Origin of the sequence: Streptomyces sp. NPDC088746 (assembly GCF_044751065.1) — a bacterium.
Taxonomy (GTDB): domain Bacteria; phylum Actinomycetota; class Actinomycetes; order Streptomycetales; family Streptomycetaceae; genus Streptomyces.
Genome location: NZ_JBIVLA010000001.1, coordinates 81,454 through 102,870 on the forward strand (window position 1 = coordinate 81,454; position 21,417 = coordinate 102,870).

Annotated in this window: 22 protein-coding genes and 1 pseudogene; 15 read left to right on the plus strand and 8 right to left on the minus strand. The window is 70.3% G+C overall.

Features of this window, described 5'->3' with window-relative positions:
* The first annotated feature begins 110 nt into the window (after nucleotides 1–110).
* From ACIP63_RS00415 to ACIP63_RS00430, 4 genes are read left to right on the plus strand one after another with little or no spacing between them, the layout of a single operon-like run.
* A complete protein-coding gene (locus tag ACIP63_RS00415) occupies nucleotides 111–1,421 on the plus strand; it encodes an ABC transporter substrate-binding protein (RefSeq protein WP_401510044.1) in 1,311 nt (436 codons plus the stop codon).
* On the plus strand, nucleotides 1,418–2,344 hold the full coding sequence (locus ACIP63_RS00420; protein WP_401510046.1) for a carbohydrate ABC transporter permease: 927 nt from the start codon (nucleotides 1,418–1,420) through the stop codon (nucleotides 2,342–2,344). The genes ACIP63_RS00415 and ACIP63_RS00420 overlap by 4 nt, the downstream gene beginning before the upstream one ends.
* A complete protein-coding gene (locus ACIP63_RS00425; protein ID WP_401510049.1) occupies nucleotides 2,341–3,201 on the plus strand; it encodes a carbohydrate ABC transporter permease in 861 nt (286 codons plus the stop codon). The genes ACIP63_RS00420 and ACIP63_RS00425 overlap by 4 nt, the downstream gene beginning before the upstream one ends.
* A gap of 42 nt (nucleotides 3,202–3,243) precedes the next feature.
* A complete protein-coding gene (locus tag ACIP63_RS00430; RefSeq protein WP_401510050.1) occupies nucleotides 3,244–4,278 on the plus strand; it encodes a LacI family DNA-binding transcriptional regulator in 1,035 nt (344 codons plus the stop codon).
* Nucleotides 4,279–4,290: 12 nt separating this feature from the next.
* Here ACIP63_RS00430 and ACIP63_RS00435 read toward each other — a convergent pair whose 3' ends face one another.
* Nucleotides 4,291–5,358, minus strand: coding sequence for an alkene reductase (locus ACIP63_RS00435; RefSeq protein WP_401510052.1), 1,068 nt, complete (start codon nucleotides 5,356–5,358; stop codon nucleotides 4,291–4,293).
* 147 nt (nucleotides 5,359–5,505) lie between these two features.
* Here ACIP63_RS00435 and ACIP63_RS00440 point away from each other — a divergent pair, with 147 nt between their 5' ends.
* Nucleotides 5,506–6,009: a MarR family winged helix-turn-helix transcriptional regulator gene (locus ACIP63_RS00440; protein WP_401510054.1), complete on the plus strand. Its 504-nt coding sequence runs from the start codon at nucleotides 5,506–5,508 to the stop codon at nucleotides 6,007–6,009.
* 24 nt (nucleotides 6,010–6,033) lie between these two features.
* On the opposite strand, the gene ACIP63_RS00445 is transcribed toward ACIP63_RS00440, so the two are convergent.
* The 5 genes from ACIP63_RS00445 to ACIP63_RS00465 all read right to left on the minus strand — a co-directional run bounded on the left by ACIP63_RS00445 (nucleotide 6,034) and on the right by ACIP63_RS00465 (nucleotide 10,768).
* Nucleotides 6,034–7,095, minus strand: coding sequence for an aminotransferase class V-fold PLP-dependent enzyme (locus ACIP63_RS00445; protein ID WP_401510056.1), 1,062 nt, complete (start codon nucleotides 7,093–7,095; stop codon nucleotides 6,034–6,036).
* A 70-nt stretch (nucleotides 7,096–7,165) separates the two neighbouring features.
* Nucleotides 7,166–7,903, minus strand: coding sequence for a DsbA family oxidoreductase (locus ACIP63_RS00450; RefSeq protein ID WP_401510058.1), 738 nt, complete (start codon nucleotides 7,901–7,903; stop codon nucleotides 7,166–7,168).
* A gap of 133 nt (nucleotides 7,904–8,036) precedes the next feature.
* Nucleotides 8,037–8,564, minus strand: coding sequence for a hypothetical protein (locus ACIP63_RS00455; RefSeq protein ID WP_401510060.1), 528 nt, complete (start codon nucleotides 8,562–8,564; stop codon nucleotides 8,037–8,039).
* Nucleotides 8,561–10,270, minus strand: coding sequence for a PHP domain-containing protein (locus ACIP63_RS00460; protein ID WP_401510062.1), 1,710 nt, complete (start codon nucleotides 10,268–10,270; stop codon nucleotides 8,561–8,563). The genes ACIP63_RS00455 and ACIP63_RS00460 overlap by 4 nt, the downstream gene beginning before the upstream one ends.
* 162 nt (nucleotides 10,271–10,432) lie before the next feature.
* Nucleotides 10,433–10,768, minus strand: coding sequence for an EthD domain-containing protein (locus tag ACIP63_RS00465; protein ID WP_401510065.1), 336 nt, complete (start codon nucleotides 10,766–10,768; stop codon nucleotides 10,433–10,435).
* A 142-nt stretch (nucleotides 10,769–10,910) separates the two neighbouring features.
* Between ACIP63_RS00465 and ACIP63_RS00470 the strand changes: the two genes are divergently transcribed.
* The 10 genes and pseudogenes from ACIP63_RS00470 to ACIP63_RS00515 all read left to right on the plus strand — a co-directional run bounded on the left by ACIP63_RS00470 (nucleotide 10,911) and on the right by ACIP63_RS00515 (nucleotide 19,109).
* Complete coding sequence (locus ACIP63_RS00470) at nucleotides 10,911–11,279, plus strand: MerR family transcriptional regulator (RefSeq protein ID WP_401510067.1); 369 nt, start codon at nucleotides 10,911–10,913, stop codon at nucleotides 11,277–11,279.
* A 304-nt stretch (nucleotides 11,280–11,583) separates the two neighbouring features.
* Nucleotides 11,584–11,934 (plus strand): annotated as a pseudogene (gene ureA / locus ACIP63_RS00475) (urease subunit gamma); the annotation flags it as partial.
* A gap of 72 nt (nucleotides 11,935–12,006) precedes the next feature.
* Nucleotides 12,007–12,330: an urease subunit beta gene (locus ACIP63_RS00480; protein ID WP_401512210.1), complete on the plus strand. Its 324-nt coding sequence runs from the start codon at nucleotides 12,007–12,009 to the stop codon at nucleotides 12,328–12,330.
* The gene (ureC, locus tag ACIP63_RS00485; protein WP_401510069.1) at nucleotides 12,327–14,387 is read left to right on the plus strand and encodes an urease subunit alpha; all 2,061 of its coding nucleotides are present in this window, start codon (nucleotides 12,327–12,329) and stop codon (nucleotides 14,385–14,387) included. Before ACIP63_RS00480 ends, ureC begins: the two co-directional genes overlap by 4 nt.
* Before the next feature lie 98 nt (nucleotides 14,388–14,485).
* Nucleotides 14,486–15,160, plus strand: a complete 675-nt coding sequence (locus tag ACIP63_RS00490; protein WP_401510070.1) for an urease accessory protein UreF — start codon at nucleotides 14,486–14,488, stop codon at nucleotides 15,158–15,160.
* Between the two features lie 25 nt (nucleotides 15,161–15,185).
* Entirely contained in the window at nucleotides 15,186–15,881 is a 696-nt protein-coding gene (gene ureG / locus ACIP63_RS00495; protein ID WP_401510071.1) for an urease accessory protein UreG, read from the plus strand.
* Nucleotides 15,882–15,982: 101 nt separating this feature from the next.
* Nucleotides 15,983–16,783: an urease accessory protein UreD gene (locus tag ACIP63_RS00500; RefSeq protein WP_401510073.1), complete on the plus strand. Its 801-nt coding sequence runs from the start codon at nucleotides 15,983–15,985 to the stop codon at nucleotides 16,781–16,783.
* A gap of 268 nt (nucleotides 16,784–17,051) precedes the next feature.
* The gene (locus tag ACIP63_RS00505; RefSeq protein ID WP_401510075.1) at nucleotides 17,052–17,534 is read left to right on the plus strand and encodes an NUDIX hydrolase; all 483 of its coding nucleotides are present in this window, start codon (nucleotides 17,052–17,054) and stop codon (nucleotides 17,532–17,534) included.
* Between the two features lie 517 nt (nucleotides 17,535–18,051).
* Nucleotides 18,052–18,906, plus strand: a complete 855-nt coding sequence (locus tag ACIP63_RS00510; protein WP_401510077.1) for a helix-turn-helix domain-containing protein — start codon at nucleotides 18,052–18,054, stop codon at nucleotides 18,904–18,906.
* Nucleotides 18,903–19,109, plus strand: a complete 207-nt coding sequence (locus ACIP63_RS00515) for a DUF397 domain-containing protein (RefSeq protein WP_401510079.1) — start codon at nucleotides 18,903–18,905, stop codon at nucleotides 19,107–19,109. Before ACIP63_RS00510 ends, ACIP63_RS00515 begins: the two co-directional genes overlap by 4 nt.
* 31 nt (nucleotides 19,110–19,140) lie before the next feature.
* On the opposite strand, the gene ACIP63_RS00520 is transcribed toward ACIP63_RS00515, so the two are convergent.
* Nucleotides 19,141–20,667, minus strand: a complete 1,527-nt coding sequence (locus ACIP63_RS00520; RefSeq protein WP_401510080.1) for a sensor histidine kinase — start codon at nucleotides 20,665–20,667, stop codon at nucleotides 19,141–19,143.
* On the minus strand, nucleotides 20,664–21,410 hold the full coding sequence (locus tag ACIP63_RS00525) for a response regulator transcription factor (RefSeq protein ID WP_401510082.1): 747 nt from the start codon (nucleotides 21,408–21,410) through the stop codon (nucleotides 20,664–20,666). Before ACIP63_RS00525 ends, ACIP63_RS00520 begins: the two co-directional genes overlap by 4 nt.
* Nucleotides 21,411–21,417: the final 7 nt, after the last annotated feature.

Genomic DNA, 21,417 nt, shown 5'->3' on the forward strand with positions numbered 1-21,417 from the left:
GCGTTGGCGACCGACGACAACGCGGCAGATGCGCGTGCCAGACCCCGCGAGCCCGGCATGATCCAAACGAAAGGCCCTCAGTGCCTGTTCATCTCGTCAGGGGAGAAACCATGAAATACCGCACCGTCGCGGTGTCCACAGCCGCCGCACTCACCGCCACCGCCCTGCTCTCCGGGTGCGGCTCGGACGGCGGCGACGAGCCGGCCTCCTCCGGGCCCGCCTCGCTGACCTACTGGGCGTGGGCGCCCGGCATGGACAAGGTCGCGGACATCTGGAACAAGGGCCCGGGCAAGGAGGCCGGCATCACCGTCACGGTGAAGAAGCAGGCGTCCGGAGACGACCTGGTCACCAAGATCATCACGGCGGCGAAGGCCCACAAGGCCCCCGACCTGGTCCAGGCCGAGTACCAGGCACTTCCCACCCTGGTCTCCAACGACGTCCTCGCCGACATATCCGAGGAGGCGGGCGACGCGAAGGACGAGTTCGCCGACGGTATCTGGCAGCAGACGACACTCGGCTCGGAGGCCCTGTACGCCCTGCCGCAGGACTCCGGCCCGCTGATGTTCTACTACCGCAAGGACCTCTTCGAGCAGTACGGCCTGACCGTGCCCACCACCTGGGACGAGTTCGCCGAGACCGCCCGCGCGCTGAAGAAGAAGGCGCCGGACAAGGACCTCACCACCTTCTCGTCCAACGACTCGGGCCTCTTCGCCGGCCTCGCCCAGCAGGCGGGCGCGAAGTGGTGGACGACGGGCGGCGACAAGTGGAAGGTCGCCATCGACGACCCGGCCACCCAGAAGGTCGCCGACTTCTGGGGCGGCCTGGTCGAGGAGGGAGCCATCGACAACCAGCCGATGTACACCCCGGCCTGGAACAAGGCGCTCAACACCGGCAAGCAGGTCGCCTGGGTCAGCGCCGTCTGGGCGCCGGGCACCCTGACCACGGCCGCGCCCGAGACGAAGGGCAAGTGGGCCATGGCCCCGCTCCCCCAGTGGAAGGCGGGCGAGAACGTCACCGGCAGCTGGGGCGGCTCCTCCACGGCGGTCACCAACGACTCGAAGGACAAGAAGGCCGCCGCGGCCTTCGCGAAGTGGCTGAACACGGACCCGACGGCACTCGCCGCACTGGTGAAGGAGGGCGGGATCTACCCCGCCGCCACGGCCGCCCAGACCGGCGGCGCGCTCTCGAAGGCGCCGGACTACTTCTCCGGCCAGCCCGGCTTCTACACCGAGGCCGCCGAGATCGCCCAGGGCACCGCCCCGGCCGCCTGGGGCCCGAACGTCAACGTCGCGTACAGCGCCTTCAAGGACAACTTCGCCGCGGCGGCCAAGAACAGGTCGGACTTCGGCACCGCGCTGACCGCCATGCAGGACGCCACCGTCGCGGACCTGAAGAAGCAGGGCTTCGGAGTCTCGGAGTGACTCGCACACCCCGCGGGAAGGTGTACGGGGTCAAGGGCGCCCCGTACGCCTTCCTGGTCCCCGCCACCCTCCTGTTCCTGCTCTTCTTCGCCCTCCCCATCGGCTACGCCGTGTACCTCAGCTTCCGCCGGACCGAGGTCAAGGGGCTCGGCCTCGGCAAGGGCGCGCGGGAGGAGATCTGGGCCGGGCTCTCGAACTACACCGACGCGCTCTCCGACTCAGAGCTGCTGCACGGGGCGCTGCGCATCCTCGGCTACGGCGCGATCGTCGTACCGGTGATGCTCGGTCTCGCCCTGCTCTTCGCCCTGCTGCTGGACACCGACGGGCTCCGGCTGCGCGGCTTCACCCGGCTGGCGATCTTCCTGCCGTACGCGATCCCGGGTGTCATCGCCGCGCTGATGTGGGGCTTCCTCTATCTGCCCGACGTGAGCCCCTTCCTGTACATGCTCGACGCGGTGGGGCTCCCGCAGCCCGATCTGCTGGACGGCGGGCCGCTGTACCTCTCGCTGGCCAACATCGCGGTGTGGGGCGGCACCGGCTTCAACATGATCGTGATCTACACCTCGCTGCGGGCGATCCCCGCAGAGATCTTCGAGGCCGCACGGCTCGACGGCTGCTCGCAGCTCCAGATCGCGCTGCGGATCAAGATCCCCATGGTGGCGCCCTCGCTGATCCTGACCTTCTTCTTCTCGATCATCGCGACGCTCCAGGTCTTCAGCGAGCCCACCACGCTGAAGCCGCTCACCAACTCGCTGTCCACCACCTGGAGTCCGCTGATGAAGGTCTATCAGGACGCCTTCGTCAACAACGACATCCACGCGGCGGCGGCCCAGGCGGTCATCATCGCCCTCGCCACCCTCGCCCTGTCCTTCGGCTTCCTCAGGGCGGCCAACTCCCGTACGAAGCAGGGAGACTCCCGATGAGCAACCCGTCCCTCGCCGTCCCCGGCCGCCGGCGTCCCCCGCTCGTCCCCACGGCCGCGCTGCTCCTCGGCGCCGTGTACTGCCTGCTGCCCGTCGTCTGGGTCCTGGTCGCCTCGACGAAGTCCGGCGGCGAGCTGTTCTCCACCTTCACCTTCCTGCCCGGCTCCGGGTTCGCCGATAACGTCGCCGACCTCACGGAGTACCGCGACGGGGTCTACTGGAAGTGGATGGCCAACTCGGCCTTCTACGCCGGGGTGGGCGCTCTGCTGTCCACAGCGGTGTCCGCGGTCTCCGGGTACGCCCTGGCGGTGTACCGCTTCCGCGGCAGGGAGACGGTCTTCAACATCCTGCTCGCCGGGGTGCTGATGCCCCCGGTGATCCTGGCCGTGCCGCAGTACCTGCTGCTGGCCGAGGCCGACATGACCGACTCGTACCTCTCGGTCCTGCTGCCGCTGATCCTCTCCCCGTACGGCGTCTACCTCGCCCGGATCTACGCGGCCGCCGCCGTGCCGGCCGATGTCATCGAGGCCGGGCGCATGGACGGCGGAGGCGAGTGGCGCATCTTCCGGACCATCGCGCTGCCGATGATGCTGCCGGGGCTGGTGACGGTGTTCCTGTTCCAGTTCGTGGCGGTCTGGAACAACTTCCTGCTGCCCTACATCATGCTCGGCGACGACGAGAAGTTCCCGGTGACCCTGGGGTTGTACACGCTGCTCCAGCAGGGCGCCAACACCCCGGCGCTCTACACGCTGGTCATCACGGGCGCGCTGCTGGCGATCATCCCGCTGATCGCCCTGTTCCTGGTGATCCAGCGGTTCTGGAGCCTGGACCTGCTCTCCGGCGCCGTAAAGTCCTGACTGCTCCTCAACAGGGCGACCTTTGATGAAAGATCATGCAACATGAGCCGCACAGAACAGAACGGCGCGGGACGCCGCAGGCCGCCGACGATCCACGACGTCGCCCGGGAGGCCGGTGTCTCCCGGGGCACGGTCTCCCGGGTGCTCAACGGCGGTCACAACGTCAGCCCGGCCGCGCTCGACGCGGTTCAGTCCGCCATCCGGCGGACCGGCTACACCGTGAACCGGCACGCCCGGTCCCTGATCACCGGACGCTCCGACTCGGTGGCGTTCCTGCTGACCGAGCCCCAGGAGCGCTTCTTCGAGGACCCGAACTTCAACGTGCTGCTGCGCGGCTGCACGACCGCGCTCGCCGCGCACGACATCCCGCTGCTCCTGATGATCGCGGGTACGGAGGCGGAGCGGCGCCGCAACATGCGCTACATCGCCGGGCACGTGGACGGGGTCCTTCTGGTCTCCAGCCACTCCGGAGACCCGGTCGCCGCGCAGCTGCACGAGGCCGGGGTGCCGCTGGTGGCCTGCGGGAAGCCGCTCGGACAGGGGTCGCGGGTCAGCTACGTGGCCGCGGACGACCGGCACGGCGCCCGGGACATGGTGCGCTTCCTGTACGAGTCGGGGCGCCGCCGGATCGCCACGGTCACCGGGCCCCTGGACACCCCGGGCGGTGTGGACCGGCTGGCGGGGTACCGGGAGACGCTCGTGGAGTGCGGGCTGCCGGTCGACGAGGCACTGATCGTGCCGGGCGACTACAGCCGGGCGGGCGGAGAAGCGGCGGCCGCGCTGCTGCTGGAGCAGGCGTCCGACGTGGACGCGGTGTTCGTCGCGTCGGACCTGATGGCGCAGGGGGTGCTGAGCACGCTGGAGCGGGCCGGCCGGCGTGTGCCGCAGGACATCGCGGTCGGCGGGTTCGACGACTCGCCCGCGGCGCTCGCGGCGCGCCCGGAGCTGACGACGGTCCGCCAGCCGTGGGACCGGATCAGCGCCGAGATGGTGCGGGTGCTGCTGGCACAGATCGGCGGGGAGGACCCGGCCGCGGTCATCCTCCCCACCGAACTGGTGCGCCGGGACTCGGCGTAGGGGCTCTCCGGCTCAGGCGCCGAGCGCCGGGTAGTCGGTGTAGCCCTTCGCGTCGCCGCCGAAGAAGGTCGACGGGTCCGGGGTGTTGAAGGGGCCGCCGGCCTTCAGCCGGGCCGGCAGGTCCGGGTTGGCGAGGAACAGGGCACCGTAGGAGATGATGTCCGCGATTCCGTCGTCGACGACCGTGTGGTGCTCGGGGCCGGTCGGCCCGTCGGAGAACACGTTGAGGACGAGGGTCCCGGTGAACTGCTTGCGCAGCGCGAGCGTCAGTTCACGGCCGTCCGCCTGCTCCAGCACGTGCAGGTACGCCAGTCCGAGCGGCTCCAGCTCCGCGACGAGCGCGGTGTAGACGGCGTCCGGCTCGGGCTCCTCGATGCCGTTGTAGGGGTTTCCCGGCGAGACGCGGATCGCGGTCCGCTCGGCGCCGATCTCGGCGACGACCGCCTTGACCACCTCGACGGCGAAGCGGATGCGGGCCGCGTCGGAGCCGCCCCACTCGTCGGTGCGCAGGTTGGTGTTGGGGGCCAGGAACTGCTGGATCAGGTATCCGTTGGCTCCGTGCAGCTCGACGCCGTCGAAGCCGGCCTCGATCGCGTTGCGGGAGGCCGTGACGAAGTCGCCGATGGTCGCGCGGATCTCCGCGTCGGTGAGCTCGTGCGGCTCGACGAAGTCCTTGGGGCCCGCCTGGGTGTAGACCTGGCCGGGTGCGGCGACCGGGGAGGGTGCCACCGGGATCAGCCCGTCCGGCAGCAGGACGGGGTGGCCTATCCGGCCGGCGTGCATGATCTGGGCGAAGATCCGGCCGCCCGCCGCGTGGACGGAGTCGGTGACCTTGCGCCAGGAGGTGACCTGCTCGGCGCTGTGCAGGCCCGGGGTGGAGGGGTATCCCTGGCCCACCACGGAGGGCTGGATGCCCTCGGTGATGATCAGTCCGGCCGAGGCGCGCTGGGTGTAGTAGTCGACGGTGAGGTCGGTGGCGGTACCCCCGTCCCCGGCCCTGCTGCGGGTCATCGGCGCGAGGGCGATGCGGTTGGCCAGCTGGGTGCCGGAGAGGTCGACGGGGTCGAAAACGGTGGTCATGTAAGCCTCCGAGACATTTACATGGTCGGCCAAGTAACTGGGCGCCCGGCCACTGTAACCCAATAATTGGCCGACCAAGGTAAAGTTCATGAGGACGTCATGAACCCCGGCACCGACCGGGCCGCACCACCGCCCCGAGGAGCCCCGATGAAGGACGACAGCACCGCCCCCGCCGATGCCGGCTGCGTCGGCGGGCTGCCGAGCGCGGCCCTCGGCGGACCCGTCAGCCATGCCGTGTCACGGGTCGCCCGGCTGCACAGGATCACGGCGGGCCGCATGCTCAAGGGGCTCGGGATCTATCCGGGCCAGGAGTTCCTGATGATGCACCTGTGGGACACCGGGGCGGTCCGCCAGTCCGAGCTGATCAAGGCCATGGACCTCGACCCGTCCACCGTCACCAAGATGCTCCAGCGCCTCGAGCAGGCCGGGCACGTGCGCCGCCGCCCCGACCCGGACGACCGGCGGGCCGTCCTGGTCGAGGCGACCGACGAGAGCTGCGCCCTGCACGACGAGGTGCGCAGCGCCTGGACGGGCCTGGAGGAGCACACCCTCGCGGGGCTGGGCACGGCCGAGCGCACGGAGCTGACCCGGCTGCTCGCCAAGGTGGAGGAGAACCTCTGCACCGGGACCGGGGACTGCCCCGCGTCGTAGCCGAGGACTGTCCCGGGACTGCCCTCAGGCGGCCAGAACGGCCAGGGCGCGGTCGACGTCGGCCTCGGTGTTGTAGAGATGGAAGGCCGCCCTCAGATTCCCCGCGCGCGCCGAGACCATCACCCCCGCCGCGGCCAGGTCGGGCTCACGGGCGCCCAGGCCGGGCACCGCGACGACGGCCGAGGTGCCGGGCACCGCCTCGTGGCCGATCGACGCGAGGCCCTCCCGGAAGCGGGCGGCGAGCCCGGTGGCATGCGCGTACACGGGCTCCACCCCGACCTCGGCCAGCAGGTCCAGCGACTGCTCGGCCCCGTGGTACGCGAGGAACGCGACCGGTTCGTCGAAGCGCCGGGCGTCGGCGGCGAGCTTCTCGACCGGCCCGTAGGTGCTGTTCCAGCGGTCCTCGGCCGCGACCCAGCCCGCGTAGAGCGCCGGCAGGGTCGGCTGCGCCTCCTCGGTCACGGTCAGGAACGACGTGCCCCGGGGAGACATCAGGAACTTGTATCCGCCGGTGACCGTGTAGTCGTACGCTCCGGCGTCCAGGGGCAGCCAGCCGGCCGACTGGCTGGCGTCGAGCATCGTGCGGGCCCCGTGCGCGGCCGCGGCCGCGCGGACCGCGTCCAGGTCGGCGACCCGGCCGTCGGAGGACTGGACCGCAGAGAAGGCGACGACCGCGGTGCCGGGCCGCACCGCGCCGGCCAGTTCGTCCAGGGGGACGTAACGCATCTTCAGATCACCGCGTACGGCGAAGGGGCTGACGACGGAGCTGAACTCCCCCGTCGGCGCGAGGACTTCGGCCCCCGCCGGGAGCGAGGCCGCGACGAGTCCCACATGCGCGGCGACGGAGCCGCCGACGGCCACCCGCGCGGGCGCGACACCGGCGAGCCGGGCGAACCCGGCGCGGGCGGCGTCCACGGATTCGAAGCTGCCCACGCCGCCCCGGACGCCCACCGCGCTGTCGGCCGCCAGCGCCTTGACGGCCTCGACGGCGCGACGGGGCAGCAGGCCGCAGGTGGAGGTGTTGAGATAGGTGGTCTCGGATGCGAATTCGGTGGCCCTGGCCCGGTCGATCGCAGAAGTCTCCATGCGGGACAGCCTGACGGCCGCTCAACCCCACGTCAATCACGCGAGTTCGGGCGGCGCGCCAAAGAAGTCCTTATACGTGCTGGTCGGACGGTGCGGCGCTGGGCACTTCGCAGGCACCGTCCGCGTCGCAGGCGGCGGCGTCCCCGCCGACCTGGGTGAGGCCGGTGACCTGACGGTCCTTCCACGCCTGCTCCAGGGCCTGGACGAAGACCTCCGCGGGCTGGCCGCCGGAGATGCCGTAGCGGCGGTCGAACACGAAGAACGGCACGGCGTTGGCGCCGAGCTCGGCCGCCTCCCGCTCATCGGCGCGTACGTCGTCGGCGTACGCCTCGGGGTCGGCCAGCACCGTACGCGCCTCGTCGGCGTCGAGCCCCGCCTCGACGGCGAGGTCGGCGAGCACCGCGTCGTCGAAGACCGAGCGCTCCTCGGCGAAGTTCGCCCGGTAGACGAGGGTCAGCAGCTCGTCCTGGCGTCCGCGGGCCTTGGCGAGGTGGAGCAGCCGGTGGATGTCGAAGGTGTTGCCGTGGTCACGCCCCTCGGTGCGGTAGCCCAGCCCCTCGGCCTGCGCGTTCGCCGCGACGTTGCCCTCCATGGCCCGGGCCTCCTCGGGGCTGCGCCCGTACTTCTGGGCCAGCATGTCGATCACCAGCTCGGTGTCGCCCTTGGCCCTCCCCGGGTCGAGTTCGAAGGAGCGGTGGACCACCTCGACCTCGTCCCGGTGGTCGAACCCGGCCAGCCCCTTCTCGAAGCGTGCCTTTCCGACGTAGCACCACGGGCAGGCGATGTCGCTCCATATCTCGACGCGCATGACTCTTCCGCTCTCCAGTTCTGCAGTACCGGTACGGAGGGGGCCTCCGCCGCCGGTTCAACATGCGGACGGGGCGGCTGATTCCCGGAAGGGAGCCGCGCCCGGCGCGCGGCCCCCGTCCTGCGGGGATGCCTCAGTGGTCCGCGCAGCACGGAGTGGGGTCGGGCACCTCGAACGGGACCAGGGTGCCGCCCACCGCGGGCATCGCGGCGAGGACCAGCTCACCGTCCCGCCACTGCGGCCGGACGAAGTCCCGGGTGACCAGTGGGGTCGCGGGGTCCGGCCGGTCCGCCGTACCGAGGACCTGGACCCGCTCGATCGCCGAACGGCTCACCAGCTCGGCGACCGTGAGGGTGCCCGTCAGGGTGGCGGCGCCGGGATACAGCACCGCGCGGCCCGACCGGTCCCAGACGCCGTCCGTCACCCGGTGCCCCTGGCCCGCGAGCCGCGCCCGGGCGGCCTCGATGACGGCCTCCGACCCGGCGGCCAGGGACAGCGCCACACGCGGCCGGCCGCCGTCACCGTCCCGCACCAGGTGGGTGCAGCCGAACGCGTCCTGGGGGAGGCCGAGCCCGGCGGCGAGGTCCCGGAGCAGGTCGTCGGCCTCGTGCAGACCGGTCAGGGAGGTGTCGATGCCGAGGGCGTACGGCGGCGGGGTCACGACGGCAGGACCCAGACCGGGTTGGAGTAGAACCACAGGTCACGCCACGGGTCGGCGTCACCGACGACGTCGATGGCGGGTCCGGCCGGGTCGACGGCGGCACCCATCGCGCCGACGGCGGAACGGTTGCCGTCGGTGCCGCGCAGGCGGAGGTAGACGGGATGGTCGACGCGGCCCAGGTCGTAGGTGAGGCGGACCGTGCCGGTGGACTTGTTCACGTCGTACGACTTCACGACCCTGGCGCTCGGAGCGGTGAAGGTGTCCTTGTCCTTCACCTCGCCGGTGACATCGCCCTGGATGACGTCGACGCGGGCCAGGGTGGGCTGGAATCCGGCCCAGTTGGGGCCGCCCGCCGGTGTCACGTCCACGGTGAGGGTGGCACGGGTGCCCTTCTTGACCTGGAGGGCACCGCCCAGGGTCGCCCAGCGGCTGCCGCCGGACACCCGGACGTCGAGTCCGCTCAGCAGCTGACCGTGGTCGACCCAGACGCGGCCGGCGCGGATGCCGTCCATGACGGCGGCGTAGGAGAAGCCGTCGGCGCCGACGTGGGTGCGGCTGTAGTAGCCGGGCCAGTAGTCGTTCTCCGTGATGTCGATCTGTCCGCCGTAGACCGGGTCGTCGTAGCGGCCATTGGCGTTGAAGTCGCCGCCACCGCGGACGGCGGTGTCACCGTAGACCTGGTGCGAGTCGGAGTTGGCCGTGATCCACCACGGCTTGCCCTCGGCGAGCAGGCTGTCCCAGAGGCCGCCGACGGTGGCGGTCATCCAGTCGAAGCCGCCCCAGGTCCGGTAGCTCTCCAGCGGGTAGCCGGGGAAGGAGTCGCTGCCGGGGCTGTTGTTGTAGATGCCACGCGCGCCGCCGGGGCCGAGCGGCTTGGGCAGGCCGCCCGCCTGGTGGCCGGGGGCACCCTCGAAGCCGACCGCGATGCGGTGACTGTCGGGGGTGGCGTCCCGCCAGGCGCGGATCTCGTGCGGGGAGTCGATGCCCTTGCGCGCCGGGTGGTTGGCGAGCATCAGGGCGTCCTTCACCTTGCGGCGCTCGACCTGCTCGGAGAGGAAGGTCAGGCCGGCGACGGCGAGCGCCTCGTTGGCGGGCGTCGAACCGGTGGCGGCCTTGACCGCGCCGTCGTAGCCGGTCTCGAACTGCTTGAGGACGGAGACCTCGTTCCTGCCCGGGTGCACGAAGACGGTGCCGTGCTCGGCGGCCGGGATGTTCCACTCCAGGCCCTGGAAGACGAGGGTGTCCTCGTACGCGGAACGGGCCGCCCGGATGTCGGGATTGACTTTCTCCACACCGATCCTGGCGTGCGTGCCGCTGCCGTGGTCGGTGATGACCAGCCAGTCCATGCCGTGCCGCGCGCCCTGGCGGACCTGGTCGGCGACGCGGTACTTGCCGTCGCTGCTGTACCGCGTGTGGATGTGGTGGTCACCCGCCAGCCACAGGAAGCCCTTGCCGCCGCGGGAGCCCGGGCGGGTGCCGGCGTAGGCGGGGACGGTCGCCGCACCCGCCAGCACGCTGCTCGCGGCCACACCGGCGCCGAGCAGACCGGCCCGGCGAAGGAGGCTGCGGCGGGACTGCTGGTCGGGGCTGAGCGCCTCGTCCGGGACGGAGGTGTCGAACGCCGCGGGCAGGGGCGCAGCCTCGTGCTGGTGGTCGTGGTCGTGAGCATGGTCGTGCTCATGGTGATGGCCGTGCCCGTGTCCCATGACGCTCCTCGTGACTGGTGGCCGCGCGTGTGTCGCGTGGGCCGCATGAGGAGACTTGCTGTAGAAGATGAACCTTGAACGACATTCGGGTGGGCGTCGGCGGTATCCGGCGCGGCCACTCACCTCCCCCGCATCGCCCCGCCCTGCGCACGCCCCGGAGAGTCAGACCACCACCACCTCCTCGGTGACCATGACCGCCACCGAGTCCATATCGATGAACCTGCTCTCGTCCGGATTCACCAATTCCTTGTAATTGCCGGACGCGAAGAAGGCATCGTGGTCCCCCCAGCTTTCGAACCAGATCTCGGTGAGTCCGTCGTAGGCGGGGCTCGGATACCCGGCAGCGGGCACCGGGTGGGAGACGGTGTACTTCTTCACGTACCGCCGCGCCTCCGGAATGGAGGTGAACAGCGGGGCATGACGCTCCCGGTGATACTCGACGAATTCCTCGGAGCTCATTCCTTCAATACGGTTGATCATGAAGGCGAACTTGATCACGGGATTCTCCTTCTGTGCTCGCGGATACGCGATGCCGACGGACCGGCGCCTGAAGGCGGGCCGCCGACCATGGGGTTAACCTAAACGCTCACATCGATGTCAAGGGCAAGTCGCTGGGACCGGATGCACGGGAGGGGTTCGGATGCGGATCGGCGAACTGTCCGCCAGGACAGGAGCGAGCCGTCGCTCACTGCGCTACTACGAGCAGCAGGGCTTGCTGGTCAGCACGAGGTCCCCCAGCGGCCAGCGGTACTACGACGAGGACCACGTCCAGCGGGTGGCCCTGGTCCAGGTGTTCCTGGCCGCCGGAATGTCCAGCAGGGCTATCGCTCAGATGGTCCCCTGCATGACGGAGCCCACCCCGGACAAGGCACGAACAGCCTTGACCGCGATGAATCAGGAACGAACGCGCCTTTCCTCCACGATCGACAGCTTGACCACCGCCAGAGAGGCTCTCGACCAACTGATCGACGTGAACCGGGAGTTCCTGGCAGCCGGAGCGGACTCCTGAGCAAGTAGGACGATTTCCGTCCGGAGACCCCGAAGAGCAGGCCGAGCCGGCGCAGTGACGGCCTGCGTGAGGCCAGCCTCTATTCCTACGACGTAGCAGAAGCCGCAGCCGTCGCCGGTACTACTCGATGAGGGGGTGACGCAGCAGGCCCGCTGATCAAGCTACATCCGAAAGCATGAACGGAGGATCTGCTTCCGTTTCTATTCCTACCTGGGTCGTTGAGCACATGAGTGGCGTCCGCACCGGGTTCTCCTTGGGCGACTCGCCGTGCACGTCATGCCGAACCACAGGAAGGAGAACCCGCATGCATCTGACGCCACATGAGCAGGAACGGCTCATGATCCGTGTCGCGGCGGATCTGGCCGAACGACGACTCAGGCGCCAGCCTGATCTCGCACTGAACTACCCGGAAGTCATGGCGCTGTTGGCGGCCTATGTGCTGGAGGAGGCCCGCCACGACACGAAGACGGTCGCCGAGCTCATGGACACCAAGCTGAGCGATGTGGCGAAGACGCTCAAGATCCCCAGCAAGACCGCCGGCGTCGACTTGACGGACTTCGAGGTCATGGACGGCGTGAGGGAGATGATCCGCGACGTACAGGTCGAGGCGACGTTCAAGGACGGCACGAAGCTGGTGACCATCCCGGACCCGCTCGGCAAGGCGGACCCTGACGCGGAGGTCTACCCGGGCAAGTACGAACTTCTCGCGGACGACGGTCAGCACGCGGTGACGTTCAACCCGGACGATCACGACGACTCCCTGAGGGAGGGGCCGCTGTGGGCGAAGAACACGGCGAAGCGGCCTATCCAGGTCGGCTCCCACTTCCACCTGGGCGACGTCAACGCGTGCCTCAAGTTCTTCAAGGACGAAAAGTGCTCCATCCCGGCCGACGGTGACGTGAAGGGGAAGCGGCTGCACATTGCGGCCGGTACGTCGGAGCGGATCGAGCCCGAGCACGTACGCAGAGTGTGGGTGGTGCCCATCAAGGGAGCCCAGTTGGTCAAGGGCCTTCGAGTCAAGGATTCGAGTGAGTGGACGGTGGCCCCATGAGTGGTAGCTCCGGTCAGGCACGTGGTGTTGTGCAGTCGACGCCGCGCGAGCTCAGCTTCACCGTGCGCCCTCCGGTACCGCTGTGGCGGCAGGACTACGCCACGCTGTACGGCCCGACGAAGGGCGACCGGGTCAGGCTCGCCGACACGAATCTCATCGTCGAGATCGAGGAGGACTGGTGCGGGGGGCCGGGCCGTAGCGGCAACGAGATGCTCTTCGGCGGCGGCAAGGTCATCCGGGAGTCGATGGGCCAGTCGCATTTCCCCAGGAGCGACAGAGCACACAATCCGGTGGACACAGTGATCACCGGTGCGCTGATCATCGACTACTGGGGTGTGGTGAAGGCCGACGTCGGCCTTCGAGACGGCGAGATCCAGGCGATCGGGCAGGCGTACAACCCGGAAACGATGACACCGAAGCCCTACACGGCCGAGGAGAACCGGGGCGGGCGCGCCTCGCACTTCGTGGTGGGGCCGGAGACCGAGGTGATCTCCGGGAACGGGCGGATCCTGACCGCGGGGGGCATCGACACCCATGTGCACTTCATCGGCCCCGGCCAGATCCACGAGGCACTCGCGTCAGGAGTGACCACGCTCATCGGTGGCGGTACCGGCCCCGCGGAAGGCAGCCGGGCCACCACTGTGACGCCTGGCGAGTGGCACCTTCAGCGGACGTTCGAGGCCCTGGACGCCTACCCGGTCAACATCGGCCTGTTCGGCAAGGGCGGCACGATCTCCTACGATTCGCTGAAGGACCAGATCCTTGCCGGTGCCATCGGCCTCAAGGTCCACGAGGACTGGGGGGCCACCCCCGCGGCCATCGACAAGGCGCTGGAGATCTGTGACACCTACCACGCCCAAGTGGCCCTGCACGCCGACTCGATGAACGAGTCCGGGTTCGTCGAGGACACCTTCGACGCCACCAAGAATCCCAAGACCGGCAAGCCCCGGGGCATTCACGTCTTCCACGTCGAAGGCGCCGGCGGGGGCCACGCACCGGACATCATGAAACTGGTGGGCAAGGGCTACGAAAGCGTCCTGCCCGCGTCGACCAACCCGACCCGCCCCCTCACGGTCAACACCGTCGCCGAGCACATGTACATGATGGTCATCTGCCATCACCTCAACCTCGAGGTCCCCGCGGACAAGGCGTACGCCGACTCGCGTATCCGGCCCTCCACCATGGCGGCCGAGGACTGGCTGCACGACACCGGCGCCATCTCGATGATGTCCTCCGACTCGCAGGCCATGGGGCGTATCGGCGAGATGATCATGCGGACCTGGCAGACCGCCCACGTCATGAAGAAGCGCCGCGACCACCTGCCGGAGGACACCGACAGGCACGACAATTTCCGCATCAGGCGCTACATCGCCAAGTACACGATCAACCCGGCCATCGCCCATGGCATCGACCATCATGTCGGCTCCGTCGAGGTCCACTCGCCTGACGAGCTCAAGACCGCGGCCCCCCATGAGCGCAAGATCGCGGACCTGGTGCTGTGGGAGCCGAAGTTCTTCGGTGTCAAGCCGCACATGATCATCAAGGGCGGGCAGATCGCCTACGCGCAGGTCGGTGACGCCAACGCGTCGATCCCGACACCGCAGCCGTACTTGCCCCGCCCGGTGTGGGGGGCATGCGGCCGGGCTCCGGGAGGTAACTCCTTCAACTTCGTGGTGCCCGAGGCGGTCGGCATCAAGGCGAAGTACAACCTGACCAAGGGGGTGAAAAAGACCAAATCCACTCGCGGCGTGACCAAGCAGAGCATGCAGCTCAACGATGAGTCGCCGGAGATCGAGATCGGTCCCGAGACCTTCAAGGTCACCATCGGCGAGGGCGAGGGCACGGGCACGGGTACGGAGCCCGGCACAGGGGAACCGGGAGCGAACAGGGGCACGACCACTGATGCCCGCACCGTGCTGAAGAAGGCCCTTGCGGACGGTGACGACGACGGTGACGAGCCCGACGACAAGCTGATGTTCGACAAGGATCATCCGCAGAAGGATCCGGAGCTCTACGAGACCGAACTGCCCATGGCGCAGCGGTACTTCCTCTTCTGAACGCGAGTCGGTCCGGCGGCGCCCCGCCGTCGGACCGCCTGCTCAGGAAGTATCCCTTTTCCTTGGTTCGTCCCTGTGAAAGGCAGGCCACCGTTCCCATGAGCCATGCTGCTCTGCTCGTTCTGGCCGACGGCCGTTTCCCCGCCGGTGGGCACGCCCATTCCGGCGGTGTGGAGGCCGCGGTCGCCTCGCACGGTGTCCACGATGCCTCAAGCCTGGAGGCGTTCTGCCGGGGCCGCCTGCACACCGCCGGGCTGACAGCGGCCGGCCTGGCTGCCGGGGCCGCCACCGGGTACGACCCGATGGTGCTGGACGAGGCCGCCGACGCCCGCACCCCCGTACCGGCACTGCGGCAGGTCGCCCGCAAGCTCGGCCGGCAGATGCTGCGCGCGGCCCGGGCCGCCTGGCCCTGCCCCGAGCTCGACCAGATCGCCCACCGCCTGCCGCAGGGCGCACACCAGCCCGTGGTCCTCGGCGTCGCAGCCCGCGCCGCCGGCCTGACGCCGTTGGACGCCGCCCAGTGCGCCGCGTACGAGAGCATCGGCGGCCCCGCGACGGCGGCGGTGCGGCTGCTGAGCCTCGACCCGTTCGACGCGACCGCCCTCCTTGCCCGGCTCGCCGGCGAACTCGACGACGTCGCCCACGCCGCCGCCGAAGCGGCAGCGCAGCTCGCCACCGACGGTGTCGCAGTCCTGCCCGCCGCCTCCTCGCCGCTCCTTGACATCACCGGCGAACAGCACGCCGCCTGGCCCATGCGGCTCTTCGCCTCCTGACGCCCCACACCGTTCGGAGAACGCCATGCACCTCGACCACGACACGACCCTGCCGCACCACCACACCCCCAGCGCCGACGCCCTGCGCCCCAACGGCAGCCGCCGCGCCCTGCGCATCGGACTCGGCGGGCCCGTCGGATCCGGCAAGACCGCCACCGTCGCCGCACTGTGCCGCGCCATGCGCGACCGGCTGTCCATCGCGGTCGTCACCAACGACATCTACACCCGCGAGGACGCCGAGTTCCTGCTTCGCGAAGCCGTGCTGCCGCCGGAGCGCATCACCGCCGTCGAGACCGGCGCCTGTCCGCACACCGCGATCCGCGACGACATCTCCGCCAACCTCGAAGCCGTCGAACAGCTGGAGGAGACACTGTTCCCGCTGGATCTGATCCTCATCGAGTCCGGCGGCGACAACCTCACCGCCACTTTTTCCAAGGGCCTCGTCGACCACCAGGTTTTCGTCATCGACGTCTCCAGCGGTGACGACATCCCCCGCAAGGGCGGCCCCGGCATCACCACCGCCGATCTCCTCGTCATCAACAAGACCGACCTCGCTCCGTACGTCGGCGCGGACCTGGACGCCATGGCCGCCGACGCGAACAAGCAGCGCGGCGACCTCCCCGTCGTCTTCACCAGCCTGGCCTCGGACGACGGCATCCAGCCGGTCGCCGACTGGGTCAACGCATGCCTGTCCGCCTGGCATGCCAAGGCCGCCGTATGACAGCCACCGCACCACACCCGAGCCCGCCGCCCGCCACGGCACCCCCCGCACCGACCGTCGCAGCAAGGGAGACAGACAGCGCTCAGACACACGAGAAGCGCGTGGCCGGACGAGTGCACCCAACGGACCCCGAACATTCCGGGGTCCGGGCCACCGCCGTCATCAGGGCCACCCGCGACGGCTCCACCACGACCGTGCCGCTCATGCGTAACAGCGGCCCCTTCCACCTGCACCAGACGCAACCCCACAACGGGTGGGCCAGGGTCAGCGTGATCAGCTCCATGTGCGCACCGCTCGGCGGGGACCGGCTCGCCCTCGACATCACCGCCGAGGAACATGCCAAGTTGGAGGTGACCACGCCGACCGCCACCATCGCGCTGCCCGGCGCCACCACCACACCCGCCACCTACGACGTCCGCCTCACCGTAGCCGACCACGCCATGCTGACCTGGCTGCCCCAACCCCTGATCAGCGCCTCGGACAGCACGCTCCACCAGACCTGCACGGTCCACCTCGCACCCACCGCCGCCCTCCTGCTGCGCGAGGAGCAACTCCTCGGCCGCACGGCCGAACCCCCAGGCCACCTCACCACCCGCCTCACCGTGTACCGCGGCGGCCGCCCCGTCCTGGACCAGCACACCGCCTACGGAGGCACGGCACCAGCCTGGGACGGCCCCGCCGTGCTGGGCGAACACCGCGCCGCCGGCCAGCTCCTCGTCGTGGACCCCCGTCTCTCCACCGACCACCCCACACTTCTCATCGGCGACGACCCCGAGAAGGGCCACGCCGTTCTCGCCCCGCTCGCCCAGCACCCCGCCTACCTGGCCACCGCCACCGCCACCACCCTCCACCAGGTGAGCAGGCTCCTCGACACCGCGCTCGAACACATCCGGAACACGTAGCCGGAACCAGCCAGAGGCGCGGGCCCGGAGGGGCATCCGACAGACCGCGCTCGGCGGCTCGGCACAGGAGATCGGCCGGGTGCCGAAGACACCCGGCCGCCAGCTCGCATGGACTCCCGGCAAGGCGATCGGAGTCAGTTCCACTGCCCGCATGACTTCAGGGACCGAAGGCATCCTGCACGCGCTCCGCGAAGCGCCTCCTCCTCGTCCTCCTCCTCGTCACCGAACAGCACTGCGCAGCGGATCCGAAGCCGCGTAGCCTCCGGGGATGGATCTGCGACTGGCGGCGTACGCCGTGTGCATCGAGGACGGGCGGGTGCTGCTCGTACGTCACATACCGCCGGAGGGCGAACCCAACTGGACCCTTCCGGGCGGCAGGGTCGAGCACGCGGAGGACCCGTTCGACGCGGTGATCCGGGAGGTCGCCGAGGAAACCGGCCTGGAGACGGTCGTCGAGCGCCTGCTGGGCGTGGACTCACGGGTGGTCCCCGCGGCGGAGCGCCGCCTGCCCAGCCGGCCGGAACTCCAGAACGTCGGGGTCTTCTACCGCGTCCGCGTCACGGGCGGCCGGCTCCGCCGGCTCCGCCCCGAGCCGAACGGTGAGACCGCCGAGCCGGTCTTCGCTCCGACCCCCGGGGTCGCCCGCATCGGCCGGTCCTCGCTGGTCGACATCGGCCTCGCGCTGGCGGAGACCCTCCCGGCGACCGGTCATGTCGCGCCGGTCCCGGTCGGGGGCCTTGTCCGCCACTGAGGTCGGCCCCGGGGCGATCTCCGCCCAGACAGTCTTCCCGGACGGTGGGTACGGACATACGCCCCAGTCCACGGCGAGCGCCTCCACGACGACCATCCCGAGACCGCCCGCACGCCGGGCGGGGAAGCGTTCCCCGCGCGGGTCTGTGACCTCGACCCTGAGCCCTCCACCCGGCAGCCGCGCGAGCGTGAGCCGGAAACCCCGCCCCTCCAGCCGCCCGTGCCGGAACGCGTTCGAGGCCAGCTCGGCCACCACGAGCGCGGCGGTGTGGGTGGCCTCACCGCCACGGGGCCAGCCCCACGCGACGAGCTGCTCCACGGCCAGCAACCGTCCCAGCCTGGCGCCTCGCCGGGTCGCACTGAACAACTGGGTGAACTGCTGTGCGGCCATGGGGATCTGTACGGATTCGCTCTTCACAGCACTCAGCGTGGCCGCGTAACCGTACGCTTACCAGGGGTGATGGCGGTACGTGACGAGCATGTACCGGTACGCACGGCGACGGGTACCGGAGGTACCGGTGGTTCTGGAAGACACGATCGACGACGACGGCTCGGAGGGCGCGACGGACCTGCTGCGTGTCATCGGCCGCCAGCTCCGGCTGCTCAGGGAACGCGCGGGCCTCACTCAGCGGGAGCTCGGTGAACAGCTCGGCTACAGCGAGGATCTGATCCGCTCCCTGGAGCGGGGCCGCCGCACGCCCCAGCCGGAATTCCTGGACGCGGCGGACGAGTTGCTGGGGGCGGGGGGACTACTCCGGGCCGCGAAGGAGGACGTGGCCCGCGCGAAGGCACGGGCGCGGGTGAGGCATCCGGCGTGGTTCCGGGACTACGCGCGGCTGGAGGCGGATGCGGTGGAGCTCTGCTATTACAGCAACCACACCATTCCCGGCCTGTTCCAGACCGAGGCACACGCCCGCGCTCTCTACGCCATGCGCAAGCCGTTGCTCGACGACGAGACGATCGAGCAGCGCGTGGCGGCCAGGCTGGCCAGGCAGACGCTGCTGACGAGCCGGCCGGGCCCCATGGTGAGCTGCGTGATCGAGGAGGCTGCCCTCCGCCGGCCGATCGGAGAATGGGATCTGCACACGTCTCAGCTGGAGGAGCTGATCCGGCTCGGTCGGCTGCGTAACGTGGAACTCCAGGTCATGCCGTTGGACCGGCCGGAACACGCAGGCATGGGAGGCCCGTTCATCCTGCTCACACCGGAGGGGAGACCTCAGGTCGGTTACCTTGAGGTGCAGAACATCAGCCGGTTGATCACCGACTTGGCGGAAGTCCGCGTCCTGGCCGCCCGGTACGGATGCGTTCGGGCCCAGGCACTCTCGCCGCGTGAGTCCTTGATCCGGATCGAGAGGTTGCTGGAACAGCGATGAATCCCGAAGCGCGCACGCAGAATCCTGCCGCTCACTCGTGGTCGAAGAGCAGCTACAGCTCCAATGAGGGAGGCGAGTGCGTCGAGGTGGCCGCCACGGATCACGCCGTCCTCGTCCGCGACTCGAAGGACGTCACGCGCCCCCACCTGGCCGTGTCCGACCTCACGTGGGCGCACTTCGTGCGGTACGCCGCCGGGTCCTGACGCCCGCGTGGTGCGCGGTAGGCGACCTGGTTCAGGAGTGGCCCGCCGGGAGCAGCAGTCGGAAGGTGCAGCCCTCGCCGGGGCCGGTGTCGAGTTCCAGGCGGCCTCCGTGGGCCTCGGCGATCGTCGAGGCGATGGCGAGGCCGAGGCCGGAGCCGCTGTCGCGGGGGGCGCCGGAGGCCGATGGTGCCCGGTAGAAGCGGTCGAAGACCTGCCGGGCTTCCTGGGGTGGGAGACCGGGCCCGTCGTCGGCGACCTCGATGACGTGGGCCGGGGTGCCGGACGGCAGGGGCGGATTGGCGCTCGTACGGCCGGGCCGGTCGGTGCCTCCCGTACGGGGGCCGGCGCGCAGGCTCCCGACGCGTACCTGGAGCCGGGTGCCCGGCGGGGTGTGGGTGCAGGCGTTGTCCAGGAGGTTGGACAGCACCTGGGCGAGCTGATGGGGATCGCCGGAGCCTTCCACGACGTCGAGCTCCCCCGGGCCGTCGCCGTCCCCCGCCCCGAGCGGGGCGAGGGCGATGCGCCGGCCCGGGTGGCGTACGGCCGATGCGGCGATGCCGTCCGCGGCCAGCGAGAGCAGGTCGACGGGACCGTGCTCGGTGGTGGGGGCGTCACCGAGCTTGGCCAGCAGGAAGAGGCTGTCGACCAGTCGGCTCATCCGCTCGGCGTTCTGCGCGATGAGCTCATGGGCCTCGCGCCTGCGGCGCGGGGACATCTGCGGGTCGTCCAGCAGGAGTTCGGCGAAGCCCTGGAGGGAGGTCAGGGGGGTGCGGAGTTCGTGCCCGGCGTCCGCCATGAAGCGGCGCAGCCTGCGCTCGGTCCTGTCCTTGCGGTGCAGGGCCGCGCGCAGCTGGTCCAGCATGGTGTTGAAGGCGATGCCGAGGCGGCCGACCTCCGTGTCCGGGCTGGTGTCGGTGGCGTTCTGTTCGAGTTCACCGCTGGTGATGCGCCGGGCGGTGTGCTCGACGCGGGTCAGCGGCCGGAGGCCGAGGCGGACGGCGGCGCCGCCCAGCAGCGTCACTCCGGTCGCGGTGACCGCTCCGACGGCCACACTGAACCAGAGCAGTCTGGACGTGGCTTCCCGCACGCTGTCCAGCGGCAGGGCGACGACGGCGCGCATGCCCCGGGGCCCGGAGTCGGCGACCACGCGCCAGTCGCCGTCGCCGTCCCGGGCGGGCACCGTGGTGGGGCGTCCGTCCACGGGTTCACGCGCGGTGATGTCCTCGGCCAGGCGTGGTTCGCCCCGGCCGCTGCCGAGCGAGTCGGGCAGCAGGCGGCCCTCGCCGTCGTAGAAGTAGACACGGAAGTCCGAGGGCAGGATCTCGTGCGGGGGCGGCCGGTGGGAGGGCCCGGTGCCGTCGGCGATGTCCCGGTAGACGGGCGAGGGCGGACGGAAGTCGGTGAGCCGGTCATCGACCTGCCCGATGAGCCAGGAGCGCATGAGGGTCAGCCCGGTGGCCTGGCACACGAGCACCGCCGCCGTGGCCAGGACCATGGCGATCAGCACCAGCCGGGTGCGCAGGGAGCGGGGGCGCAGGCGCCTCGGTACCCGTCTCACGCCGCGCTGTCCCGGGGCAGGCGCAGGCAGTATCCGACGCCCCGCACGGTGTGGATGAGCGGGGGTTCGGTGCGGTCGATCTTGCGGCGCAGGTTCTTGATGTAGGTGTCGACGATGCGGGTGTCGCCGGCGAAGTCGTGGTTCCAGACCTTCTGGAGGATCTGCTGCTTCTCGAGCACCTTCTCGGGCTGCGCGATGAGACAGGCCAGCAGCCGGAACTCCGTGGGCGACAGCGGCACCCGCTGCCCCGCCCGGTGCACGTCGTGTGCCTCTTCGTCGAGGGTGAGGTCGGCGTAGCGCAGGGGCGGCCGCTCGGCGGGCGGTGCCGCGCGCGGCCCGGCGCTTCGGCGGAGGATGGCGCGCACCCGCAGCAGGACCTCCTGGACGTGGAAGGGCTTGGTGACGTAGTCGTCCCCGCCCGAGCTGAGGCCGATGATGCGGTCCTCGACGTCGGTGCGTGCGGTGAGGAAGAGGACCGGGGTGTAGATGCCCCGCGCGCGCAGTTCACGCGTGACCGTGAAGCCGTCGGTGTCGGGCAGCATCACGTCCAGCACGATCAGGTCCGGCCCGCTGCGGCCCGTCGCGGCCAGTGCCTCCTGCCCGGTTCCCGCGGAGACGACGGCGTAACCGGCCGCGTGCAGGGCGGAGGTGAGCAGGGTGCGGATGCTCGGGTCGTCCTCGACGACCAGAACGGTGTGCCGGGCTGAGGCCACAGGGTTCACCTCGGGTGGTGCGGGATTCATGCCGGCC

Coding starts and splice junctions, on each gene's coding strand:
- ACIP63_RS00425 (WP_401510049.1), top strand. CDS start 2,341: ATGAGCAACCCGTCCCTCGCCGTCCCCGGCCGCCGGCGTCCCCCGCTC.
- ACIP63_RS00515 (WP_401510079.1), top strand. CDS start 18,903: ATGAATCCCGAAGCGCGCACGCAGAATCCTGCCGCTCACTCGTGGTCG.
- ureG (WP_401510071.1), top strand. CDS start 15,186: ATGCACCTCGACCACGACACGACCCTGCCGCACCACCACACCCCCAGC.
- ACIP63_RS00415 (WP_401510044.1), top strand. CDS start 111: ATGAAATACCGCACCGTCGCGGTGTCCACAGCCGCCGCACTCACCGCC.
- ACIP63_RS00445 (WP_401510056.1), bottom strand. CDS start 7,095: ATGGAGACTTCTGCGATCGACCGGGCCAGGGCCACCGAATTCGCATCC.
- ACIP63_RS00470 (WP_401510067.1), top strand. CDS start 10,911: ATGCGGATCGGCGAACTGTCCGCCAGGACAGGAGCGAGCCGTCGCTCA.
- ACIP63_RS00440 (WP_401510054.1), top strand. CDS start 5,506: ATGAAGGACGACAGCACCGCCCCCGCCGATGCCGGCTGCGTCGGCGGG.
- ACIP63_RS00525 (WP_401510082.1), bottom strand. CDS start 21,410: ATGAATCCCGCACCACCCGAGGTGAACCCTGTGGCCTCAGCCCGGCAC.
- ACIP63_RS00435 (WP_401510052.1), bottom strand. CDS start 5,358: ATGACCACCGTTTTCGACCCCGTCGACCTCTCCGGCACCCAGCTGGCC.
- ACIP63_RS00490 (WP_401510070.1), top strand. CDS start 14,486: ATGAGCCATGCTGCTCTGCTCGTTCTGGCCGACGGCCGTTTCCCCGCC.
- ACIP63_RS00450 (WP_401510058.1), bottom strand. CDS start 7,903: ATGCGCGTCGAGATATGGAGCGACATCGCCTGCCCGTGGTGCTACGTC.
- ACIP63_RS00505 (WP_401510075.1), top strand. CDS start 17,052: ATGGATCTGCGACTGGCGGCGTACGCCGTGTGCATCGAGGACGGGCGG.
- ACIP63_RS00430 (WP_401510050.1), top strand. CDS start 3,244: ATGAGCCGCACAGAACAGAACGGCGCGGGACGCCGCAGGCCGCCGACG.
- ACIP63_RS00460 (WP_401510062.1), bottom strand. CDS start 10,270: ATGGGACACGGGCACGGCCATCACCATGAGCACGACCATGCTCACGAC.
- ureC (WP_401510069.1), top strand. CDS start 12,327: ATGAGTGGTAGCTCCGGTCAGGCACGTGGTGTTGTGCAGTCGACGCCG.